The following is a 19,372-nucleotide window of genomic DNA, read 5'->3' on the forward strand; positions in this document are numbered from 1 at the left end:
TCATATTCTCCACTTGAGGCACTCTGACCTGCTTTATCCCCATCAGAGTGACTCATATCCTCTTCTTGAGTCACTCTGTTCGGCTTTCTCCACCACCAGGGTGACTCATATCTTCCTCTTGAGTCACTCTGTGCGGCTTTCACCACCTCCAGAGTGACTCATATCCTCCACTTGAGGCACTCTGCTCTGTTCTCTCTCCATCAGAGTGACTCATATCTTCCTCTTGAAGCGCCCTGCCAGGCTTTCCCCACCATCAAAGTGACTCATATTTCCCTCCAGAGGCACTCTGCCACGTTTCCCCCACCATCAGAGTGTCTCAAATGTTAACAACCTATATTTCCCGAAGCTCCTCTGCCCGCTTCCGCATCTCTTCGTAAGTTTCCCCGTTCCTAAAATCCTCAAGCTCCAGGCCCAGACTTTCTACCGCATAGTAAAGGTGCTCCAGCCAGTCATGATCCCTGCATCTGATTGCTTCTTCGCATTCCCTTTCAATATAGGGAGAACTGTTTTCTTTTCCTAAGTCCCTGAAAACCTCAATTGAGTCGAGGGCACCAGGCCAGTTCCTGTCCTGCAGGAGACCTCCAGCCGCTGCAGCGCGTTTTCATTTCTTGGATAGCCTATTTTCCTTATGACTGCTACTCCATTTTCCCAGCAGGCTTTGCCATACTTTGGGATAATCATGCGGACTTTGTCTGCGGGGAGCTGTAATAAGATATCAGCCGCTTCTTTTTGAGTTTCTTCAGGAAGATGCCAGTTCAAATTGTAAACATGATAGATGATTTCCTCATCCTCCATATGGATAAATCCGCTCATAAATATCACCTCGTTACCTATTTTACCAGAAAAAGGCTGCGGAATTTCCGCAGCCCTTTAGTATCTAATGCTTCTTCTTCCCTTTTCCTTTCAGGTCAACTCCAATCGCTGCTCCGCTTCTGCTGGAGTCGGCCACTCCCTTGAATATTCCCTGTTTGTGATCAATCAGGATGCTTTGGACATTGCCTATCGTTTCTGGTTTCTCGCCGAATCGATGGCCCATTTCCTTCAGCCTCTGCAGGGCAGAAACTGGCACCCCTTCTTCAAACCGGTAGGACGATGGGTTATTCGTATAGATCCTCGGTTCTTCAACTGCAGCTTTCAGTTCCATATCGTACTCTATTGCATGGATGATCGTTTGCAGGACAGAGGTTATGATGGTCGGTCCTCCCGGTGATCCGACTGTCAGTACCGGCTTGTCATTTTCAAAGACGATCGTGGGAGTCATGCTGCTGAGCGGGCGCTTATTAGGCTGGACCTCATTTGCCCCTCCAGGCACAGCATCAAAATCAGTCAGTTCGTTATTCAGCATCACTCCAAAGCCCGGCACCATGATGCCTGTACCAAAAACCTGCTCAATCGTTGTTGTATAGGAAACCACATTCCCCCACCGGTCTGCTACCGTAAAATGGGTGGTTTCCCCATATTGTCTGTCTGCAGGCTGAGCTGCTGCACTGTAATCAGGTTTCCCGCTTTCATACTTCCATGGGTCCCCAGCTTCAGGCTTTGTATTCATTTCATCAAGCGATATTAACTGCTGCCGTTCTTTAATATAGTCCTTATCCAGAAGTCCTTTAACTGGAACCTCAACGAATTCCGGGTCCCCCGCATAAGCTGCCCGGTCTGCATAGGCAAGATGCATGGCTTCTGACATGAGGTGATATTTTTCCCAGGAGCGGACTGGATATTGGGAAAGGTCGAAGCCGTCCAGTATTTTGAGCATTTGCAGGAGGAAGACACCGCCTGAGCTTGGCGGAGGCATGCTGGCAATCTGATAGCCTTGATATTCCCCCCACACAGGCTTGTCTATTGCTGCTTCATATTTTTCTAAATCGTCCTTTACCATTGATCCGCCGAAATCCTGGACAGTCTTGGCAAGGGCATCCCCAATCGGCCCTTCGTAAAGCGCCTCGCTTCCATCTTTCCTAATTAGCTTAAACGCTTTGGCTAGATCTTTCTGGACCAGGATGTCGCCTTCTTCCAGCGGCTCGCCTCCTGGGAGAAACACTTCAGCAGCTGCTGACCGGGACAGCTTTTCTTTATTATCTTCTATTGCCGCTGCCAGTACCGGATCGATTGGAAAACCTTTATCAGCCAGTTTAATAGAAGGCTGGATCAATTTCTTCATAGGGATGGTTCCCCACATATCCAGTGCTTTTTCAAGGCCTTTCAAGGTTCCCGGTACACCGACTGCTGTTCCGCCCGAAGATCGTTCTGCAAAGGGAATCGGCTTTCCCTTTCCATCGAGGAACATATCCGGCTCTGCTCCGGCCGGGGCACGCTCACGGCTATTGATGATCGTTGTTTCTTTCGTTTTTCCATCATACACCATCATGAATCCGCCGCCTCCGATGCCTGACATCATCGGCTCAGTTACATTGAGGGCAAACTGAATTGCCACAGCAGCGTCAACGGCGTTTCCGCCTTTCTTCAATACATCAGCCCCAATCTCTGAAGCAAGCGGATGGGCTGCGGCGACCATGCCATCCTCACCTACAGCAACTTCGCCATATTTTTCATAAGGATCCTGTTTATGCTTTGCATCTGCAGCAGCAAGAGGAGCGAATACCAATATAAAACTGGACAAATACACAAATAAAACACTGGCGGCTTTTTTCATCTTATCCCTCCTATTGTTGGTTCATTTCTAACTTAAAAGAAGGAAGGCTGGATTGGCAAATTTGCGGCTGAATATTTAGAATTTTAAATATTTTTACCCATACAGATTCTATGTAAGTTGGGCCTAATGGCATTGAAAAATCCGAAGTTGCTAATATATCCCAATACTTGCTAATAAAATGTAAATCTTGCTAATATATCCAAAAAGCTGCTAATAAAATCACTTTCTTGCTAATAAAACGAAAAACTTGCTAATAAACCACACGCCGCATTCCGCCACGTTCCCTACATACGAAAAAAAGAGCCCACTCAGGCTCTTTCATCAAGAAATAAACAAAAACAGCTGTCTTTGCCCATCGGCATCCAGCCTATCTGTAAGGTCAATCCACTTCATTCTGGTTCTCCGTTCTTCAACCAGCTTGTTAATCTCCCGCTCGATCATTTGCATCCTTTGATAGGTTTCCGTCACTCCCAGGCTGAACTTTTCTGCCGCCTGTTTAAGCGGAGAGTGCTTGACCAGGAGGCTCATGAACTGGTCGGAGGTTTCGGACTGCTGTGCAAGACGGTCCTCTATGTTTGTGACATATTGGTAGAGATCCCGGTCTTCAGGGGGCAGCCCCGAGACAATCTCTCTTATGATTATATCGACGAGTCTTTCATTCATGCTAAACACCCCGCCATGTAAGATTTGTTCCTTTAGTTTATCATATTACCAGCTTGCTTTTTTGACTCCGGGGATTTGCCCTTTATGAGAATATTCACGGAAAGCGATCCGGGACATTTTAAATTTGCGCAGGTATCCGCGCGGACGGCCTGTCACCTCACAGCGATTCTTCAATCGGGTTGGGGATGAATCGCGCGGCAGCCTTCTCAGTGCCTCATAATCGCCCTTCTCCTTCAGTTCCCTGCGGATCTCAGCATATTTAGCGACCATCTCCTGCCGCTTTTTCTCTTTTGCTACTTTTGATTTTTTTGCCATTTTAACGAATACCTCCATGAATTAATACGTAACAATTACGATTTAAACAAGATAAAATAAAGATAGAACAGAGAGATCGGAAAAGGATAAATCGTAACCATTACTATCTATAACAAAACATATCGTACCATGAACCAGCCTTTCGTGTAAACCCGCCTGCTCGAAAACAAAAAGAAGCTGCCAAAAGACAGCTCCCTCCTCACTATGCAGCATGTGATCCTTTAGAAGAACCAGACTTCTTTTTTCTCCTGAAAAGCGGCACAATCATAACAAGAACAGCTATGATCATGAGCGTCAGGCCGATTGGGCGATCCAGCAGGATAGCCAGACTGCCGTCTGAGATAGTCAGTGTCTGCCTCAGTGCCTGCTCCATCATTCCGCCCAGGATAAAGGCAAGGATAAAAGGTGCCGCCGGGAAAGAGAAAATTCTCATAAGAAATCCAATGATGCCGAAGATCAGAAGCAGGTACAAATCAAACGTGTTGAAGCTCAAGGCATATACGCCTACCATACTGAAAGTTATAACGAGTGAAATCAGCATCGGCCTCGGAATTGTGAGCACCTTAGCTATATACGGCACAAGGGGCAGATTCAAAATCAAAAGAAACACATTGCCGATATACATGCTCGCAATAATGCCCCAGAATACATCCGGGTGATCCTGAACCAGCAGGGGTCCCGGCTGGATGCCCAGCACCAGGAAGGCCCCCAGCAGGACTGCAGTTGTCCCGGATCCCGGAATACCGAGGCTCAAAAGAGGGACGAAAGCTCCTCCGGTTGCTGCATTATTGGCTGTTTCCGGAGCAGCCAGCCCTCTGATGGAGCCTTTCCCGAATTCTTCCGGCTTTTTCGCAAGCTTTTTTTCTGTAATATAGCCGATGAAAGAAGCGATAGTCGCCCCTGCTCCAGGAAGGACGCCGAGGATGAAACCCAGTACCGATTGGCGGGCCATCGGTCCCTTCATCTCCTGGAAGTCTTCCCTGGTGATTTTCAGGCTGCCGATGTTCTCATTTTCCGATGAAGAAGTATTCTTCCTATTAAATATCAATGTACAAACCTCTGCCAGGGCAAAAAGCCCAAGAGCGATGATAAGGAAATCGATGCCTTCCAGCAGATAGGCGTTGTCAAAGGTGAAACGGGCTGTGCCTGTCTGCCCGTCGATTCCAATAGTCACGACAATGACGCCGAGAGTGGCCGAGATAAAAGCCTTTAGTGTGGATCCTTCTGACAAGCTGGAAATGGCCGTCAGTCCCAAAAGCATCAAAGCGAAGTATTCGACGGGGCCAAATGAAACGGCAACCGACGAAAGAAGCGGGGAAAACAGCATCAATAGAACAACGCTGACTGTCCCGCCAAAGAACGATGCAATGGCGGCAATGGCCAGCGCCTTGCCCGCCTTCCCCTGCTGGGCCATCGGATAGCCATCAAATGCGGTAGCAACCGTCCCCGATACTCCCGGTGCATTCAGCAGGATTGAAGAGGACGATCCGCCGAAGATCGCTCCATAATAGACTCCTGCCATCATCATCAGCGCAATGGCTGGGTCCATATTATAGGTGACCGGGATCATGATGGCAATCGCACTGATTGGGCCAAGGCCCGGCATCATGCCGATGAATGTACCGATGAAAACACCGAGGAATACAAATAAGATCCCCTGCAGGCTCAGTGCAACCTGAAACCCTGATAATAATCCTTCAAACGAACCCATAAGATCCCTCCTTTAAAATGGCAGAATGCCTGCCGGCAGTGAGATTTGCAGCAGATAATTGAACATCATGTAAATGGACAGCGAGAAGACGACCGAAACGATTGCGTTTGTCCATTTTTTCTTATAGCCCAAATACCAGGTTGTGATAAATATGAAAAGAGCCGTCATGACTACAAAGCCGACCATTTCAAAAAAGAAGATATAAACCAATATAAACGCGCAGACAGTAAGCAATGTCCTTGCTTCGCCTTCCGGTATCTTCCGCTTTTTCTTTTCTTCTTCCGTCTCCGCCTTCCTGGAAAAAAACAGCAGGACAGACAGCAGGAGAAGCAGAAAGCCCAGAGATTTTGGCACAAAGTCTGCATCAATTGCCGCATACGGATACTCAGGCAGCCTGAAGCTCAAAATAAGGTAAAACAGTGCAAACCCTATTAATACAAGGCCAATTTTTCGATTGATTGGCTTGAGCATGTATGATTCCCCCTTTATCTGATCAGCTTCAGCTCATCAAGCAGTTTATACAATTCATCGTTTTCCTTCTTTAGAAACTCCTTGTATTCGCCGCTGTCCATATAGAGCTCATTCCAGCCATATTTCTCGCGGATCTTTTTCCACTCCGGCGAATCATTCAGCTCTTTTAGCCTTTCTTCGTAATACTGAATTTGCTTTTCATCCATATTAGGAGGCCCAAAGAAGCCCCTCCAGTTCACAAAGGTTTCATTGATGCCCTGCTCAATGGCTGTCGGGAAATCCTCGAGTGTATCGCCCTTCAATCTTTCCGGAGAAGTTACTCCCAGCACTTTTATCTTTCCGGCACGCACCTGCTCGATTGTTTCAGAAGTACCGGCAGAATAAACGTCAACACTTCCGTTGAGGAGCTGTGTCAGTGCTCCGCCATCCTGGTCTGAAACATATTTGATTTTAGTCACATCCACACCGGCGGCTTTGGCAATCTTGATAAATTGGATATGGTCCATGCTTCCTGGAGATGAAACGCCAACCACCGAGATTTTGGAAGGATCTTTTTTCATATCATCAAACAAATCATTCAGATCATCCCATTTTGCATCAGCCCTGACAGCAAAGGCTGCATAGTCGGCAATCAGATTGGACAGCGGGGTAAAGTCGTCTACTCCGTATTTTGACTGCCCATTAAGTGGTACAAGAATAATAGGCGGAGACGAGACAAATATATTATGAGGGTTGCCTTCCTTTTTCATCATATACGCCCAGCCGACGGCTCCCCCTCCGCCCGGTTTATTGATGACAGGCATCCTTTGATCAATAAGCCCGTCCTTTTCTAGCGTCTGGGCAACCATGCGGGCTGTGGTATCCCAGCCTCCGCCGGCTCCAGCCGTAGCCACCACTTCGATCGGTTTGCTTGGCATCCATTTGCCATCCTTATAAATGCCTGCAGCTTCCTTGCTCGAGCAGGCTGACATCATCACCATGCAGAGCAGCAGTGCTGCTGCCAGAATCATTTTTTTCATCAAACTTATGCTCCTTTCCATGGGTGAAAACGTTTTCTTTTTTGTTATTGTAAAAAAATCAGAAAAGTTTGTATCTATTAAACAAGTATTGAGCGTTAAGAACTTTGCGGGCTTTTTGTTCATTTTGTTCACGGGGTTGAGAACACAAAAAAGCTGCACCCTCATCAGCTAACATGGGGTGCAGCTATTATAAACTATAGACTATAATCGATAATATTTTCTCTCGGGCCTTCCGACAATTCCATATTCCAGCTCAGCTTTTGCTTCATCGGAGGCTACCAGGTATTCCAGGTATCTGCGGGCAGTCGTCCTTGAAGCGCCCATTTCCTTTCCAAGTTCTTCTGCATTAACGCCTTGCTTCATACCGTCCAGGATTTCTTTCACTTTTTTTAAAGTGAGTGAATCGATTCCTTTGGGCATCTTTTCGGAAGCTATTACTGCCGCTGAACTGCTGCTTAAATAATGATCGATTGCTTCTTGCGTCAGTTCACTTTCCCGGCATTCGAGTAAATCTCTTTTTTTGTTCACTTTGCGGATTGCTTCCGTGAAACGTTCAAAGGTTACCGGCTTGATCATATAATCGATCACTCCGTATCTCAAGGACTCCTCTACCATCTGTTTTTCATTGGATGCGGTAATCATGATCACTTCAAGATTGGGAAAGCATTGTCTTATTTTAGGCAGTAGGCTGCTTCCAAGCTCGTCTGGCATATAGATATCCATAATCAGCAGATCTGCTTCCTTTTCCTCGAGCAGTTCCAGTGCTTCTGCAGCATTCAATGCTTTTCCAATACACTCGATGCCGTATAATTTTTCTATGAATTGCTCATGGATGGCAGCCACCCGGTAATCATCTTCTGCTATAATCGCTTTGATCATTCTTTCTCATCCTCTTATATTTTTGGCAGGAAAACAGTGAAAATCGTCCCCGCCTCTCCAGTCTTCATTTCAATCGTTCCATCCAGTTCCCCGACTGCCTGGCTGACGAGAGCAAGTCCATATCCCCTGCCGTCCTTTTCTTTTGTCGAGAAGCCTTTTTCAAAAATCCGCTGCTCATCCTCAGGCAAGATTCCTCCTCCATTATCTTCCACTTCAAAGACAATGTCATTACCGATATCTGTAGCAAAGAAAGAAATACGCCTGTCCGCCATCCCTTCTGTCGCTTCTATGGCATTATCAATCAGATTGCCGATGATCGTAATCAAATGGGTAACCGTCATTCTTTCCGGCAGCGGTTCAACCGCCGAACTGTCATCAATCGTAAAGCTTACCTTCTTTTCAGAGGCTTTCGCCAATTTTCCCAGCAGGACTGCCTGCAGGCTGCTGTCCCTGATCTGCTCGAACAGAATGTGATTTTGCTGATCATGGGCACCTGATTCCTCCTGAATCATACGGACCGCTTCCTCATACTGACCCAGCTGCATCATGCCGGACAGCACATATAATTTATTTGTAAATTCATGCGTCTGGGCGCGAAGGTCCTCAGAATATTGCCTCACTTCTGATAAAGTATTAAGCATCTCATTAATTTCGGTTTTGTCTCTGAAGCTGGCGACCGCCCCAATAACCTCATCGTTCTCAACGATAGGCGTCCGGTTCACAACGACTGGTTTTTCCTCGAGGAGTACTTCCACATCTTTTTCGGGCACACCTGTTTCCAAAACCTTATTCATGCCCGTTCCCTTGATTACATCAGCGATTCTCTTATTTACTCCGTCTTCATTTAGAGCGAGAATCCGGCGGGCAGATGGATTCATCATCGTGATGACACCATAACGATTCACAGCAATGATCCCTTCTTTCACCGAATCAAGGATTGCACTCCTTTCATGGTATAAGGAGGCAATTTCATGCGGCTCCAGACCCATCATATCTTTCCGGATATCTCTAGCAAGCAGTGTCCCTCCTGCTACTCCAAGGAGAATGGCTCCAAAAGAGATGAGCCCGATTTTCTTCAGCCTGCTTAAAGCCTCCTCCTCGATATCATCCATCAGGAAACCTACTGATACTATGCCTGCAATATCCCCATTGTCATCCACTATTGGCGCCTTCCCTCTAATTGAAGGTCCAAGCGTCCCAGTAGCCTTTGACACATATGCTTCTCCCTGTTCGAGGGCCCGCTCATTATCTTCACCAACCATCCGCCCGCCAATCTTTCCGGCATCCGGATGTGAATAGCGAATGCTGTCCGCATTTCCTATAACGATAAATTCAGCATCAATATCCTCCCTGATTCTCTCTGCCAGCGGCTGGATTTTTTCTGAGGGATTATCCTCTCCAAAAGCGTCCCTTACCCCAGGCATATGAGAAACCGCCAGCGCCACATAAAGGGCCTGCTTGCCCATACTTTCCTCTGTCTGTTCAAATTCTACATAAGCGTATAGCCCGGACAAAAGCACAATGACTCCCGCTATTAGCCATACAATCAATACGATAATCTTCGTGCGCATCGTAACCGCTTTCTTTTTTCTCATAAGCTGGCACCCCGAACTGTTTGTCTTCTATTATAATAGTCAATTTCAAATAGAGTGTCATATGTATTGGTGAAAACTGGACTCGCTTTATTTCGAGATTATCAAAATACTGTAATCTTCTTTTTTCCACCCGCAGCCGGTAAGGGTATAATTTGACTGCTTTTTCCCTTTTTCTATATCAACAGACTTGCATTCTCTTTCTTCAATCATTCCCGCTCCAAAACCATCTCTTCGTGTATCAAGAATAGAATGAATGACTTGCCCATCATATTCAAGATCATGAAGGATCGGGGCGCCTTCTTCTGTATAACTTACCACCCTGATGGTATCTTTACGCCCTTGCTGTACATGGACGATAAAGGAATTAAACCGGTCCAGGTTCTGGATTTCTCCGTGCATGGAGACAATATCATCTGTTGATGATTTGTAGTCCGGCATTTTAGCGAATGTTTCAATAGATTCCTTTTCTGTCTGGCATCCTAGGAGAAGGAAAGATAATAAAACGGATATGGAAAAAAGCCATTTATTCAATTTTACATCTCCTTCGATTTTTTATCAGTATATCATTAGTTCAATTTATCTCATATTAATAATGTTGAAGAAGAAATTACTGTAAAAAGAAAAAGGCCCTTAAAGAGCCTTTCATTTTTCTGTTACTTTTGAAAATATATATGCCTGTTCTTCTAATCCGCTAAAAGAGACCTGATCATTAATTTCGACCGGTTCTGTCACCCGTCCTGTTAACCGGATTCCTTCTTCTAGATCAATCAGCGCTACAGTATAAGGAGTCAGATAAGCAAACTCTTTTGAAGTTATATGAATAGTGGTGTGTGAAAAAACGGTTCCATCACCCGCTATCTTCCTGGTTTTGAACTCTATTGACCGGCAATTGGGACAGATCCATTTTCTTTGGACAAATTTAGTCTCACAGTTAGCGCACTCTGTAATGGCAATCTGGCTCATGCATAATTCACCCTTTCAAATAGATGGACTGTCGAATAAGCACCTGTCCCTCCAAGATTCTGCGCAAGGCCGATTCTTGCTCCATCCACTTGATTGCAGCTGCTGCCGCGGAGCTGGGAAACGATCTGGATGATTTGTGCCACACCTGTTGCACCGATAGGATGGCCCCTTGAAAGCAAACCGCCGCTTGTATTAACCGGTATTTTTCCTCCGTGTTTGGTGAGACCTTGTTCAACAGCCTCCCAGCCTTTTCTTTTTTCAAAAAAACCAAGTTCCTCGATGGCCAGGATCTCTGTCATGGAAAAACAATCATGGAGCTCCACTACGTCTATATCCTCTGGTCCTACCCCTGCTTTTTCATATGCTTTCCTTGCAGACTCACGAATGGCCGGCAGGCTTAAAAGATCTTCCGCTTCCTGCATTTGAGTGGTTCCAGAAGCCTGTGCAGAGGACCTAATGATAATCCCGTTTTCTCCTTTTGAAATTACCACTGCCGCAGCACCGTCTGTAGTCGGGGAACAATCAAAAAGACCGAGCGGTTCTGTAATTAAGCGGCTATTCAGAATTTCTCCCATTGAAGTTGGCTTCTGGAATTGGGCTTTAGTATTTTTTACAGCATATTGACGATTCTTCAGCGCTACCATCGCAAGATGCTCCTTGGTTGCACCTGTTTCATAGAAATATCGATTGGCAAGGGTGCCGAAAAAACCAGGAAAAGTAAGGCCTGCATGTTTTTCGTTTGAATCATTGTCCATTGCGGCATTGATCGCCCTGGTAGTCAACTCTGTTGTTGAATCTTTCATTTTTTCTACACCAGCCACCAAAACATGATCATATTCACCGCTTTGGACAGCCAGAAATGCCTGGCGGAATGCAATTCCGCCTGATGCACAGGCTCCTTCTACCTTTACAGTGGGTACAGGGCCAAGACCCAGGTCATTGGCTGCGATCGCTCCAAGTATTTCTTGATTTCCAAGGGATCCGGACATGAAATTCCCGATGAATACTGCGTCTATCCTGGGAAATTCCGCTTCCTTTAATGCCTCTACACATGCTTCCATCAAAAGGGTTTTTAATGTGGCATTCTCGTGCTTTCCAAAAGCCGTCATTCCTACTCCTGTTACTGATGCTTTATTCAATTAGCAACCCTCCCTTCCAGGCTTCTCAGCTCTCTTTTCAGGATTTTTCCATAGCTGCTTTTAGGCAATTCACTGACAATATGAATCTCTTTTGGCTTCTTAAAGCTTGCCAGATAGTTTCTGCAAAGCTCAAGCAGCTCTTCTTCTGTTGCAGCAGCTCCTTCATTCAGAACACAGTAGGCAATCACAGCTTCTCCCCACTTTTCATGAGGACGACCGACTACACAGGTTTCTTTTACGCCATTATGCTTATTCAGGATTTCCTCAATTTCACGGGGATAGATATTCAGTCCTCCAGAAATGATGACATCCTTTTTCCTGTCAACAATATGAAGATAACCCTGTTCATCCCTCCAGCCCAGGTCGCCGGTATGGAGCCAGCCATCGCGCAGCGTCTCTTCAGTTGCCGCCTTATTTCGCCAGTAGCCCTGCATGACGAGCGATCCTTTGCAGATAATCTCACCTATTTCCCCCTGCGGAACTTCCACTCCTTCATCATCAACAAGCTTCATTTCTACAAAAGGGCCTGCTGTGCCACACGACTCCAGTCTTCCGGCCAGTTCTCCGCGTGGCATGACAGTAATGGTCATGGGAGCCTCTACTAATCCATAAGTTTCAATGAAAATCGGTCCTGCCTTCTCAATTGCCTGTTTCAGCTTACTTGCTGCAATCGGCGATCCTGCCATATTGATAGATTTAATGCCTTTCAGTTTAGCTGCATCAAAGGAAGTATCTTGAATCATCAGGTTAACCATCGTAGGAACCATAAAAATGAAAGAAACCTGTTCTCTTTCAATATCATTCAAAAACTCTGATGGACTGAACTTGTCAAAGACAACCTGTGTCAGGCCGAACAGCCAGGAAATATGGGACAGAAAATTGCTACCATGAGTGAGTGGAGCTACATGGCCCACTACATCATCAGGGGTGATTTCACAGACAAGTGCGAGTGATATGGCACTAGAAATCATATTTCTGTGAGAAAGCATGACTCCTTTTGGCTTGCCTGTAGTACCTGAGGTGTACATGATGGCAAATAAATCATCTTCCACGGCTTCCATCTCAGGTTCGGCTCCTTCATGTTCCGATAGCCATCTTTCATATTCTTCCCCCGCATGGATGACAGGGCAGGAAGTATGAAGGGCACTTGTCAGGTTTTCCTCACCTATAAGGATTTTCGTTTCTGAGTTCTCAATGATATACTCAATTTCCTTTGAATGGAGCCTGTAATTAATCGGTACTTTAATGAACCCGCCGAATGCAGCTGCTAAATCAAGTTCTATGTGCTCTAAACGGTTGGACATCAAGATACCAATCCGGTCTCCTTTTTTGAGCCCTTCCTTTTTTAAGGCGAAACAGATCTGATACACCCTTTTTTGGAGCTGTCTATAAGTTAATTCACGGTTAACATCCTTTACAGCGAGCTTATCCGGACATCTTTTAAATACTTTATTGGCTAAATGGGCAATTGTCTGCATCATTCCGCCCCTCTTTCTTCATAAAAATTGAATAATGGAAAACCAAGCGGCTGAAATATCTCACGGACTGGCTGAATGCCTTCTGAAACAAGAATGGTAAATTCCAAGGTAATGGCGACGTTATTCTTCCCTTCCAGGAAATGACCGCCTGAAATATTCTTTTTATGATCCACAAATACTCCATGAAAGTGGATATCCAATTCTCCCGATTCATCTTTGCCAATGAGGCCGTTGCCTGACAAAAGCTCTACGGGTGCATCCCAGAAAATCGGCTTGGAATAGGCCATCCGGTTTTCCTCATAGTCGAGCTGGACGATGGACACAGTGGAAAGGGAGCCAATACATGAAATGGTTCCTGATGCAACGCTATGCTTGCTGCAAACTTTTTTTAGCCCCTCGATTAAATCTTCACCTGGGCCAAGGAAGCCCATAATTACTCCCCTTTTTTTGTCAAACACCGATTGCGAGAGACGTTTGATAGGCGGTTCCTTTTCCAGATTATCCAATTGCAGCGCCTCCGCATACTTTAAGCACCTGGCCTGTTGTATAGCCGGCTTCTTTTGATGCAAAATAAAGAACTGCTTCTGCAATATCCTCTGGCTGCCCCATCCTTTTCACAACCTGATTATTCAAATCATATGCAAGCCCTTTAGTGATTCTTGATTCGACAGCTCCTGGCGCTATGCTGTTGCATACGATCCCAAGCGGGCCCACTTCTTTCGCTACCCATTTGGTGAATGCGATGACTCCGCCTTTGGAAGCGGCATATCCAGGGCCTGACCTCCCCTTGGTGCTTCCCGGTTCAAAGCTGGAGGTATGTCCTCCCACCAGTCCCGAAATAGAGCTAATATTTATGATTCTGCCGTACTTGTGGTCTTTCATATGAGGATAAATTACTGCCTGGGTCAGGAAAAATGCTGCTTTAAGGTTCGTATCCATATCCCGATCCCATGCCTCCTCCGTCATTTCTTCCAAATCCAGGCGGCTGCAGGTTCCTGCATTGTTTACCAGGATATCGATACGGCCGAATTCTTCGTGCACATCATTAACCATTTGCTTAATTGCCTGCGGATCCCGGATGTCCAACTCGTATGATTTTGACTTCGATTTCGGATTAAGTTCTTTTATTGCCTGAAGGGTCTCTTCGCTGGAAAGCAAGTCCACCAGTATTACATGAGCGCCTTCCCTTGCCAAGGCTTTGGCACAGCCAGCCCCGATTCCTCCTGATGCCCCTGTCACAATAGCTACATGATTATCAATTCGCATGTTTTATTCCTCCTATTTTACGCCTAATAAATCAGGCAGAAATGTAGTGATTGCCGGTACATATGTGATCAATATCAAAACAATGATGCTGGCAACGACAAATGGCAGAATCGCCTTTGATAATTTGTTGATTGAGACATTTGCCAGACCGCAAGCCACGTAGAGGTTAACGCCCACTGGAGGTGTGAATAGACCTATTGCCAGGTTAACGGTCATAAATAAACCGAAAACTGTTGGATCAACATCCAACGCAATCATGACCGGAAGCAGGATTGGCACAAAAATATAGTAAGCAGAGATGGCATCCATAAATGCACCGGCAATCAAAAGAATGATATTGACCAGAAGCAGGATAATGTATTTATTGGAAGAGATGCCAAGCAATCCGTCAGAAATCTGCTGTGCAATCTGCTCTGTTGTAATTAAATAGGCAAAGATGGATGCAGCGCTAACGATAAACATCACGACTGCCGTCTGGACTGATGCATCTATAAAAATTTGTTTAATTTCGCGGATCTTCAACTCCTTGTAAATAAACACACCTACAAAAAGGCCATAAAAAACAGCAACCACCGCTGCTTCTGTCGGTGTAAAGATGCCTCCATAAATCCCTCCCAGAATAATGAAAGGAATCAGCAAACCCCAAAAAGCTTCGTAAAATGCTTTGAATACTTCCTGAGGGGTCGCTTTGGCTCTAGCGGCAGAAACTTCTATTTGTGCATTTTCCATGTCTGCAGCACGCAGTTTCATGTTCTTTATATTTCTTTTCCTCACTATCATGGCTGCAAAAATGAAGGCCACTCCAAGCAAAAGTCCAGGTACAATACCTGCAATGAAAAGCCTGCCAATTGATACGTTAATCTGATCTCCAGCGACAACGCCAAATACAATCAGGGCAATGCTTGGAGGAATAATGATGCCGATTGATCCAGAGCTAGACAGCAAAGCAGCGGCAGACTCTTTATTAAAGCCGTTTTTGACAAGAGCCGGGATCAATATACCGCCTATTGCTGCAACTGTAGCAGGGCCGGATCCAGAGATGGCTGCAAAAAATAGCGCTGTTATAACAGTGACAAGAATGATTCCACTTTTTCGATGTCCCACACAAACATCTGCAAAATGAATAAGTCTTCTGGAGATGCCCGCATATTCCATGATGACACCTGCAATAATGAAAAACGGGATTGAGAGAAGGGTAAATTTTGCAACAGAGGTGTACATGATATCTGCCACGAGATCCATTGATGAGAAGCCCATAGAGGTGACGAGAGACACGATGGATGCTGCAGCAAGGGCAATCGCAATCGGTACCCTTAGAAATAGCAGAAGAAAAAACATTCCAAAAAGGATTAAAGCTTCCATTCCCATCATTCACTTTCTGATTGTAGATTTTTTAATTCCTTAACCGTCGATTCAGCAGCACGAATGATGCAGAGGATGCTGCCAAGAGGGAATCCAAGCGTAAACATCCATTGTTTCCATCCTAGGGAAGGAGTCGTCTGGCCAATCTGCATCTGATACTGGACCATTTTCATTCCATAGAAGGCAAAAATGATAAAGACTGCAATTACAATTAATCCAGTAACAAGTGCCAATATTTTTTTCACTTTGAGATTCGACTTGTCAAAAAGAAGGGTGAAGCCGAGGTGAGAATGATTTTTCACCCCGACTGCAGCTCCGACGAATGTAAGCAGGACAAACAGATTTATCGTAATTTCCTCTGTAAAAGCCAGTGAATTATCAAGAAAATACCTGGACAGGACATTTCCGAAGGCTATTATCGACATGATGGAAGCGCTCAGGATCAATAGGCTGTTTTCAACCACCGAGAGCCATTTTGACATCTTATAATCACACCTTTTTTGCATTTATTTTTGGAACGCCTCAAGCAAATCTGCTCCCCAGACATCCTTATATTGATCGTAGATCGGCTGTGATACTTCCTTGAATTTTTCCAGGTCTTCTTCAGTTGGATAGTAGAAGGTCATGCCTGCATCCTTTAATCCCTGGATTTGCTCTTCTTCCACTTTTCTAGCTTCCTCGATCTGAAATTTATTGGCGTTATCCGCAGCTGTTTGGATGATCTTTTTATCTTCATCGCTTAAAGAATCAAATTTTTTCTTATTCATCCCAAGAATTAGAGGGTCATAGGAATAGTTCCACATTGTAATATAATCCTGCACTTCATTCAGTTTTGAAGAGGAAATAACATCAATAGGATTTTCCTGCCCATCAATTGTCCCCTGCTGGAGTGAAGTGAATACTTCAGAGAATGTCATTGTAGTAGGGTCTGCACCAAATTCCGACCATAAATCGGTATACATCTTAATGCCTGGAATCCTGATTTTCATCCCTTTAATATCATCTGGAGTCTTTATTTCCTTTTTGCTGTTTGTAACCTGGCGGAAACCATTCTGCCCGAAGCCCAGCGGTTCAACACCAATATCCCTAAGGATTTTTTTAACCTCTTCTCCCGCTTCGCCATTCAGTTTTTCATCTACCTCGCTCAAATCCTTAAACAGGAATGGGGCACTTAAAACACCCAGTTTGTCATTCAGTATGGAATAAATAATGGTAGAGTTGTAGGTAAAGTCAATTGACCCTTTTGAAAGAAGCTCAACTGCCTTGCCAGAATCCCCACCAGATAGTTGCTCATTTGGAAATACCTCAATGGTAATCCTTCCTTCCGATTCTTTTTCCACCTCATCAGCAAATTGCTCGGCAGCTTTGAACCAGGTTGATGTATTGCCGACAGTGACCGACATCTTCAATTTCACTTTTTTTCCGCCAGCTTCTGTACTGGAACCGCTGCTGCACCCGGCAATTAAAAGCATTATGATAGCGCTTACAACAAACCCAATATATATCTTACCTCTTCTCATTCAAAACTCCCCTTTCTTTATTTACATAACCTAGCAAGCTAGATATTTCCTTTGCTTTTTCTGAAGCTTTAGAAACGACAGTCTGGACCTTCTCTTCTGTAAAACGATAAGATACACCAGCAATACAGAGGGCAGATACGAGCTGATTGGAGTAATCATAGATTGGGAATGCTACCCCTCTTAAATATTCCTCCCATTCTTCGTGATCAACGGCATAACCCTGCATCTGAATCATTTTAAGCTCTTTTTTCATGGCCTCTTTGTCCGTAATTGTGTTTTCAGTGATGGGCTTCAATTCCTGGCGGTCAAGATAGTCTTCCAGCTGTTCTACTGTTAAATGAGCCAAATACAGTTTTCCACTGGCGACACTATACAATGGAGCAGTTTTGCCAGGTTCTACGACAATTCTCAAGGCAGAGGGACTTTCTATTTTATCCAAATAGTAGACTGTGTCATTGGTATAACCTGCAATTACAGCGCTTTCATTTACTTCATTTGCAAGTTCAGCTAAATATGGTTTTGCTATCTGGATTAAATCAAATTGCTCTAAACCCTTCGTTCCCATCGAATGAAGCTTTGGTGTCAGCTGATATTTGTCTTCCTGATTTTTAGCGATATAGCCTAAATTTTCTAAAGTGGAAACAAAGCGGTGTATCGTTGCCTTATTACTGTCCATAAAGTCAATCAGTTCAGAGAATGATCTTGGCTTTCCGGCGATCTCTTCAAGCATTTTTAAGGCCTTTTCAACCGTTTTAATATTTTGTTCGATAAGAATTCCTCCTGACTGTTTCAAATAATGAAACTTCAGTTCCACTTTTCACCATTATAGAATTTATATTTTTGAATAGTCAATATATTTTAAAAATTAAATTATATTAATTTTACACTTATTTTTTTTAAAAAATAAAATCAGCTATTCAGCCTGTTAGTGTTCCTTTTATGCTTGAACATAAAAAAAGAAGTACTATATCAATAGAACAATATTATGAGTCTATAAATTCACTTTGTATTTTCCCACAGTTTTATGAGTCTTATACTGTTTAGAAATACATTTACAGTGTTTTAATGTATTGCTACAATAAGACAAAAAATCATGAAGGGAGAATTAAATTTGCAGTCATTAAGTCAATCCCTCTCAAAGAATCTGCCATTACTCATTATATTGACCGCAGCCGTAACATTTTTTTCTCCTGTTTATTTAAAAACTCCTTCCTGGGTTCCCGGCGGTTTATTGGGAGTCGTCATGTTTTTCACTGGTCTTTCAATGAATATAGATGCAATAAAAGCTGTCAGATATAAGAAAAAAGAACTTTTTGTTGCTTCGTCTTTTAAATGGCTATTTACTGCCGGCATTTCCATTCTATTGGCTTTGCTGCTCTTCCGATCGCATCAATCAATCGCAGCGGGATTAATACTGACCGGCTCTGTACCCAGTGCCACAGCAGCTTCTCTTTATACCTTTCTTGCCGGCGGAAATACCTCCCTTGTCATTTCAGCTTCTCTATTGGACATTATAATCAGCCCGCTGGCAACTCCCCTTGCCATGAACACTTTTTCAGGGACTGCGGTTGCAGTATCTTTTCTGGATCTGCTTAAATCATTTCTTTTTATTGTGATTCTTCCCATTTCTGCAGGTATAGCTTTTCAGAAGCTGTTTCCCCGTATGTCATCAGCTTCTCCATCCATTACGAGAGTCGGTTCTTCTTTTTCACTCATCTTGATCATACATACACTTGTTGGCACGGGAACGAAAGCTTTGAAATCAGAAATTGAACTTCTTCCCCTGGTGGTGTTCGCTGTTGTCATTCAGGTCTTGCTTCCCATGCTGATTGCTTATTTGACTGCCAAAAAACTTAATATCCATGAAAAAGATGCAAGAGCCATTCTCTTTCAAGCAGGGCTTTGCAATTCTGCACTTGCAGCGATCCTCTCATTTGAGTATTTTGGAGAGCTTGCTGCGGTTCCCGCCATTATTAATATGATCACTAATTTATCTGCCGGCGCTCTTATCTCAAACTATTTTTCCAAGAAGGATGCCAGTTACTCCGCCAGTCTTAGCGAAACGCTTTAGTGGCAATTGGGAAAAAAAAAAGCTTGATCCTGCCCAGGATCAAGCTTTTTCCACTATTCTTCCTTCTCCACCCAGTTATCATTATCGTCTTTCTCATACTTTTTCTTCACCGCACTCCACGCCACCTTGAAGGCTGTTTCTTCTTCGTCGTATTCTTCACTTGCTGAGTTGAAGGCTTCCTTGAAGATTTCCTGGGCGTGATGCGGCAGATTGTCTTTGACGGAATCCGGCAGTTCGCTTAGTTTATCGTATGGCATAGTGATTCCT

General features: G+C 44.5%; 21 protein-coding genes. 1 reads left to right on the top strand and 20 read right to left on the bottom strand.

Annotated features, from left to right (window positions below; genetic code table 11):
* Positions 1 to 516 precede the first annotated feature (516 nt).
* The 19 genes from RBB45_RS05690 to RBB45_RS05780 all read right to left on the bottom strand — a co-directional run bounded on the left by RBB45_RS05690 (position 517) and on the right by RBB45_RS05780 (position 17,827).
* Positions 517 to 813 carry a hypothetical protein gene (locus RBB45_RS05690; RefSeq protein WP_248138751.1) on the bottom strand — a complete coding sequence of 99 codons (297 nt, stop codon included), beginning with the start codon at positions 811 to 813 and terminating at the stop codon, positions 517 to 519.
* Between the two features lie 64 nt (positions 814 to 877).
* The gene (gene ggt, locus RBB45_RS05695) at positions 878 to 2,653 is read right to left on the bottom strand and encodes a gamma-glutamyltransferase (protein ID WP_306009228.1); all 1,776 of its coding nucleotides are present in this window, start codon (positions 2,651 to 2,653) and stop codon (positions 878 to 880) included.
* A gap of 321 nt (positions 2,654 to 2,974) precedes the next feature.
* Positions 2,975 to 3,316: a hypothetical protein gene (locus tag RBB45_RS05700; RefSeq protein WP_306009229.1), complete on the bottom strand. Its 342-nt coding sequence runs from the start codon at positions 3,314 to 3,316 to the stop codon at positions 2,975 to 2,977.
* Between the two features lie 45 nt (positions 3,317 to 3,361).
* Positions 3,362 to 3,631, bottom strand: coding sequence for a 30S ribosomal protein S14 (rpsN, locus tag RBB45_RS05705; RefSeq protein WP_022544009.1), 270 nt, complete (start codon positions 3,629 to 3,631; stop codon positions 3,362 to 3,364).
* Between the two features lie 202 nt (positions 3,632 to 3,833).
* Complete coding sequence (locus RBB45_RS05710) at positions 3,834 to 5,342, bottom strand: tripartite tricarboxylate transporter permease (RefSeq protein ID WP_009793255.1); 1,509 nt, start codon at positions 5,340 to 5,342, stop codon at positions 3,834 to 3,836.
* Positions 5,343 to 5,354: 12 nt separating this feature from the next.
* The gene (locus RBB45_RS05715; RefSeq protein WP_009793254.1) at positions 5,355 to 5,813 is read right to left on the bottom strand and encodes a tripartite tricarboxylate transporter TctB family protein; all 459 of its coding nucleotides are present in this window, start codon (positions 5,811 to 5,813) and stop codon (positions 5,355 to 5,357) included.
* 14 nt (positions 5,814 to 5,827) lie between these two features.
* Positions 5,828 to 6,832, bottom strand: coding sequence for a tripartite tricarboxylate transporter substrate binding protein (locus RBB45_RS05720; protein ID WP_129612614.1), 1,005 nt, complete (start codon positions 6,830 to 6,832; stop codon positions 5,828 to 5,830).
* Positions 6,833 to 7,033: 201 nt separating this feature from the next.
* Positions 7,034 to 7,711, bottom strand: coding sequence for a response regulator (locus RBB45_RS05725; RefSeq protein ID WP_094767739.1), 678 nt, complete (start codon positions 7,709 to 7,711; stop codon positions 7,034 to 7,036).
* A 14-nt stretch (positions 7,712 to 7,725) separates the two neighbouring features.
* Positions 7,726 to 9,306 carry an ATP-binding protein gene (locus RBB45_RS05730; protein WP_148949285.1) on the bottom strand — a complete coding sequence of 527 codons (1,581 nt, stop codon included), beginning with the start codon at positions 9,304 to 9,306 and terminating at the stop codon, positions 7,726 to 7,728.
* Positions 9,307 to 9,393: 87 nt separating this feature from the next.
* Positions 9,394 to 9,837 (bottom strand): DUF4362 domain-containing protein, encoded by a 444-nt coding sequence (locus RBB45_RS05735; protein WP_306009230.1) that lies wholly within the window; start codon positions 9,835 to 9,837, stop codon positions 9,394 to 9,396.
* 111 nt (positions 9,838 to 9,948) lie between these two features.
* Complete coding sequence (locus tag RBB45_RS05740) at positions 9,949 to 10,269, bottom strand: Zn-ribbon domain-containing OB-fold protein (RefSeq protein ID WP_306009231.1); 321 nt, start codon at positions 10,267 to 10,269, stop codon at positions 9,949 to 9,951.
* Complete coding sequence (locus RBB45_RS05745) at positions 10,266 to 11,408, bottom strand: thiolase domain-containing protein (RefSeq protein ID WP_306009232.1); 1,143 nt, start codon at positions 11,406 to 11,408, stop codon at positions 10,266 to 10,268. Before RBB45_RS05745 ends, RBB45_RS05740 begins: the two co-directional genes overlap by 4 nt.
* Positions 11,405 to 12,889 carry a class I adenylate-forming enzyme family protein gene (locus RBB45_RS05750; protein ID WP_332273586.1) on the bottom strand — a complete coding sequence of 495 codons (1,485 nt, stop codon included), beginning with the start codon at positions 12,887 to 12,889 and terminating at the stop codon, positions 11,405 to 11,407. The genes RBB45_RS05745 and RBB45_RS05750 overlap by 4 nt, the downstream gene beginning before the upstream one ends.
* On the bottom strand, positions 12,886 to 13,392 hold the full coding sequence (locus tag RBB45_RS05755; protein ID WP_306009233.1) for a PPC domain-containing DNA-binding protein: 507 nt from the start codon (positions 13,390 to 13,392) through the stop codon (positions 12,886 to 12,888). Before RBB45_RS05755 ends, RBB45_RS05750 begins: the two co-directional genes overlap by 4 nt.
* A complete protein-coding gene (locus RBB45_RS05760; RefSeq protein WP_306009234.1) occupies positions 13,385 to 14,152 on the bottom strand; it encodes an SDR family NAD(P)-dependent oxidoreductase in 768 nt (255 codons plus the stop codon). Before RBB45_RS05760 ends, RBB45_RS05755 begins: the two co-directional genes overlap by 8 nt.
* Positions 14,153 to 14,164: 12 nt before the next feature.
* Entirely contained in the window at positions 14,165 to 15,514 is a 1,350-nt protein-coding gene (locus tag RBB45_RS05765) for a TRAP transporter large permease (protein ID WP_306009235.1), read from the bottom strand.
* Between the two features lie 5 nt (positions 15,515 to 15,519).
* Positions 15,520 to 15,996 (bottom strand): TRAP transporter small permease, encoded by a 477-nt coding sequence (locus RBB45_RS05770; RefSeq protein WP_306009236.1) that lies wholly within the window; start codon positions 15,994 to 15,996, stop codon positions 15,520 to 15,522.
* A 24-nt stretch (positions 15,997 to 16,020) separates the two neighbouring features.
* A complete protein-coding gene (locus tag RBB45_RS05775; RefSeq protein WP_306009237.1) occupies positions 16,021 to 17,034 on the bottom strand; it encodes a DctP family TRAP transporter solute-binding subunit in 1,014 nt (337 codons plus the stop codon).
* A complete protein-coding gene (locus RBB45_RS05780) occupies positions 17,021 to 17,827 on the bottom strand; it encodes an IclR family transcriptional regulator (protein ID WP_306009238.1) in 807 nt (268 codons plus the stop codon). The genes RBB45_RS05775 and RBB45_RS05780 overlap by 14 nt, the downstream gene beginning before the upstream one ends.
* A 318-nt stretch (positions 17,828 to 18,145) precedes the next feature.
* Here RBB45_RS05780 and RBB45_RS05785 point away from each other — a divergent pair, with 318 nt between their 5' ends.
* A complete protein-coding gene (locus RBB45_RS05785; protein ID WP_306009239.1) occupies positions 18,146 to 19,105 on the top strand; it encodes a bile acid:sodium symporter family protein in 960 nt (319 codons plus the stop codon).
* A gap of 53 nt (positions 19,106 to 19,158) precedes the next feature.
* Here the strand turns inward: RBB45_RS05785 and RBB45_RS05790 are convergent, their stop codons facing one another.
* On the bottom strand, positions 19,159 to 19,362 hold the full coding sequence (locus tag RBB45_RS05790) for a ChaB family protein (RefSeq protein ID WP_306009240.1): 204 nt from the start codon (positions 19,360 to 19,362) through the stop codon (positions 19,159 to 19,161).
* Positions 19,363 to 19,372 lie beyond the last annotated feature (10 nt).

Source organism: Bacillus sp. MMSF_3328 (assembly GCF_030733525.1).
Lineage (GTDB): Bacteria > Bacillota > Bacilli > Bacillales > Cytobacillaceae > Bacillus_AB > Bacillus_AB infantis.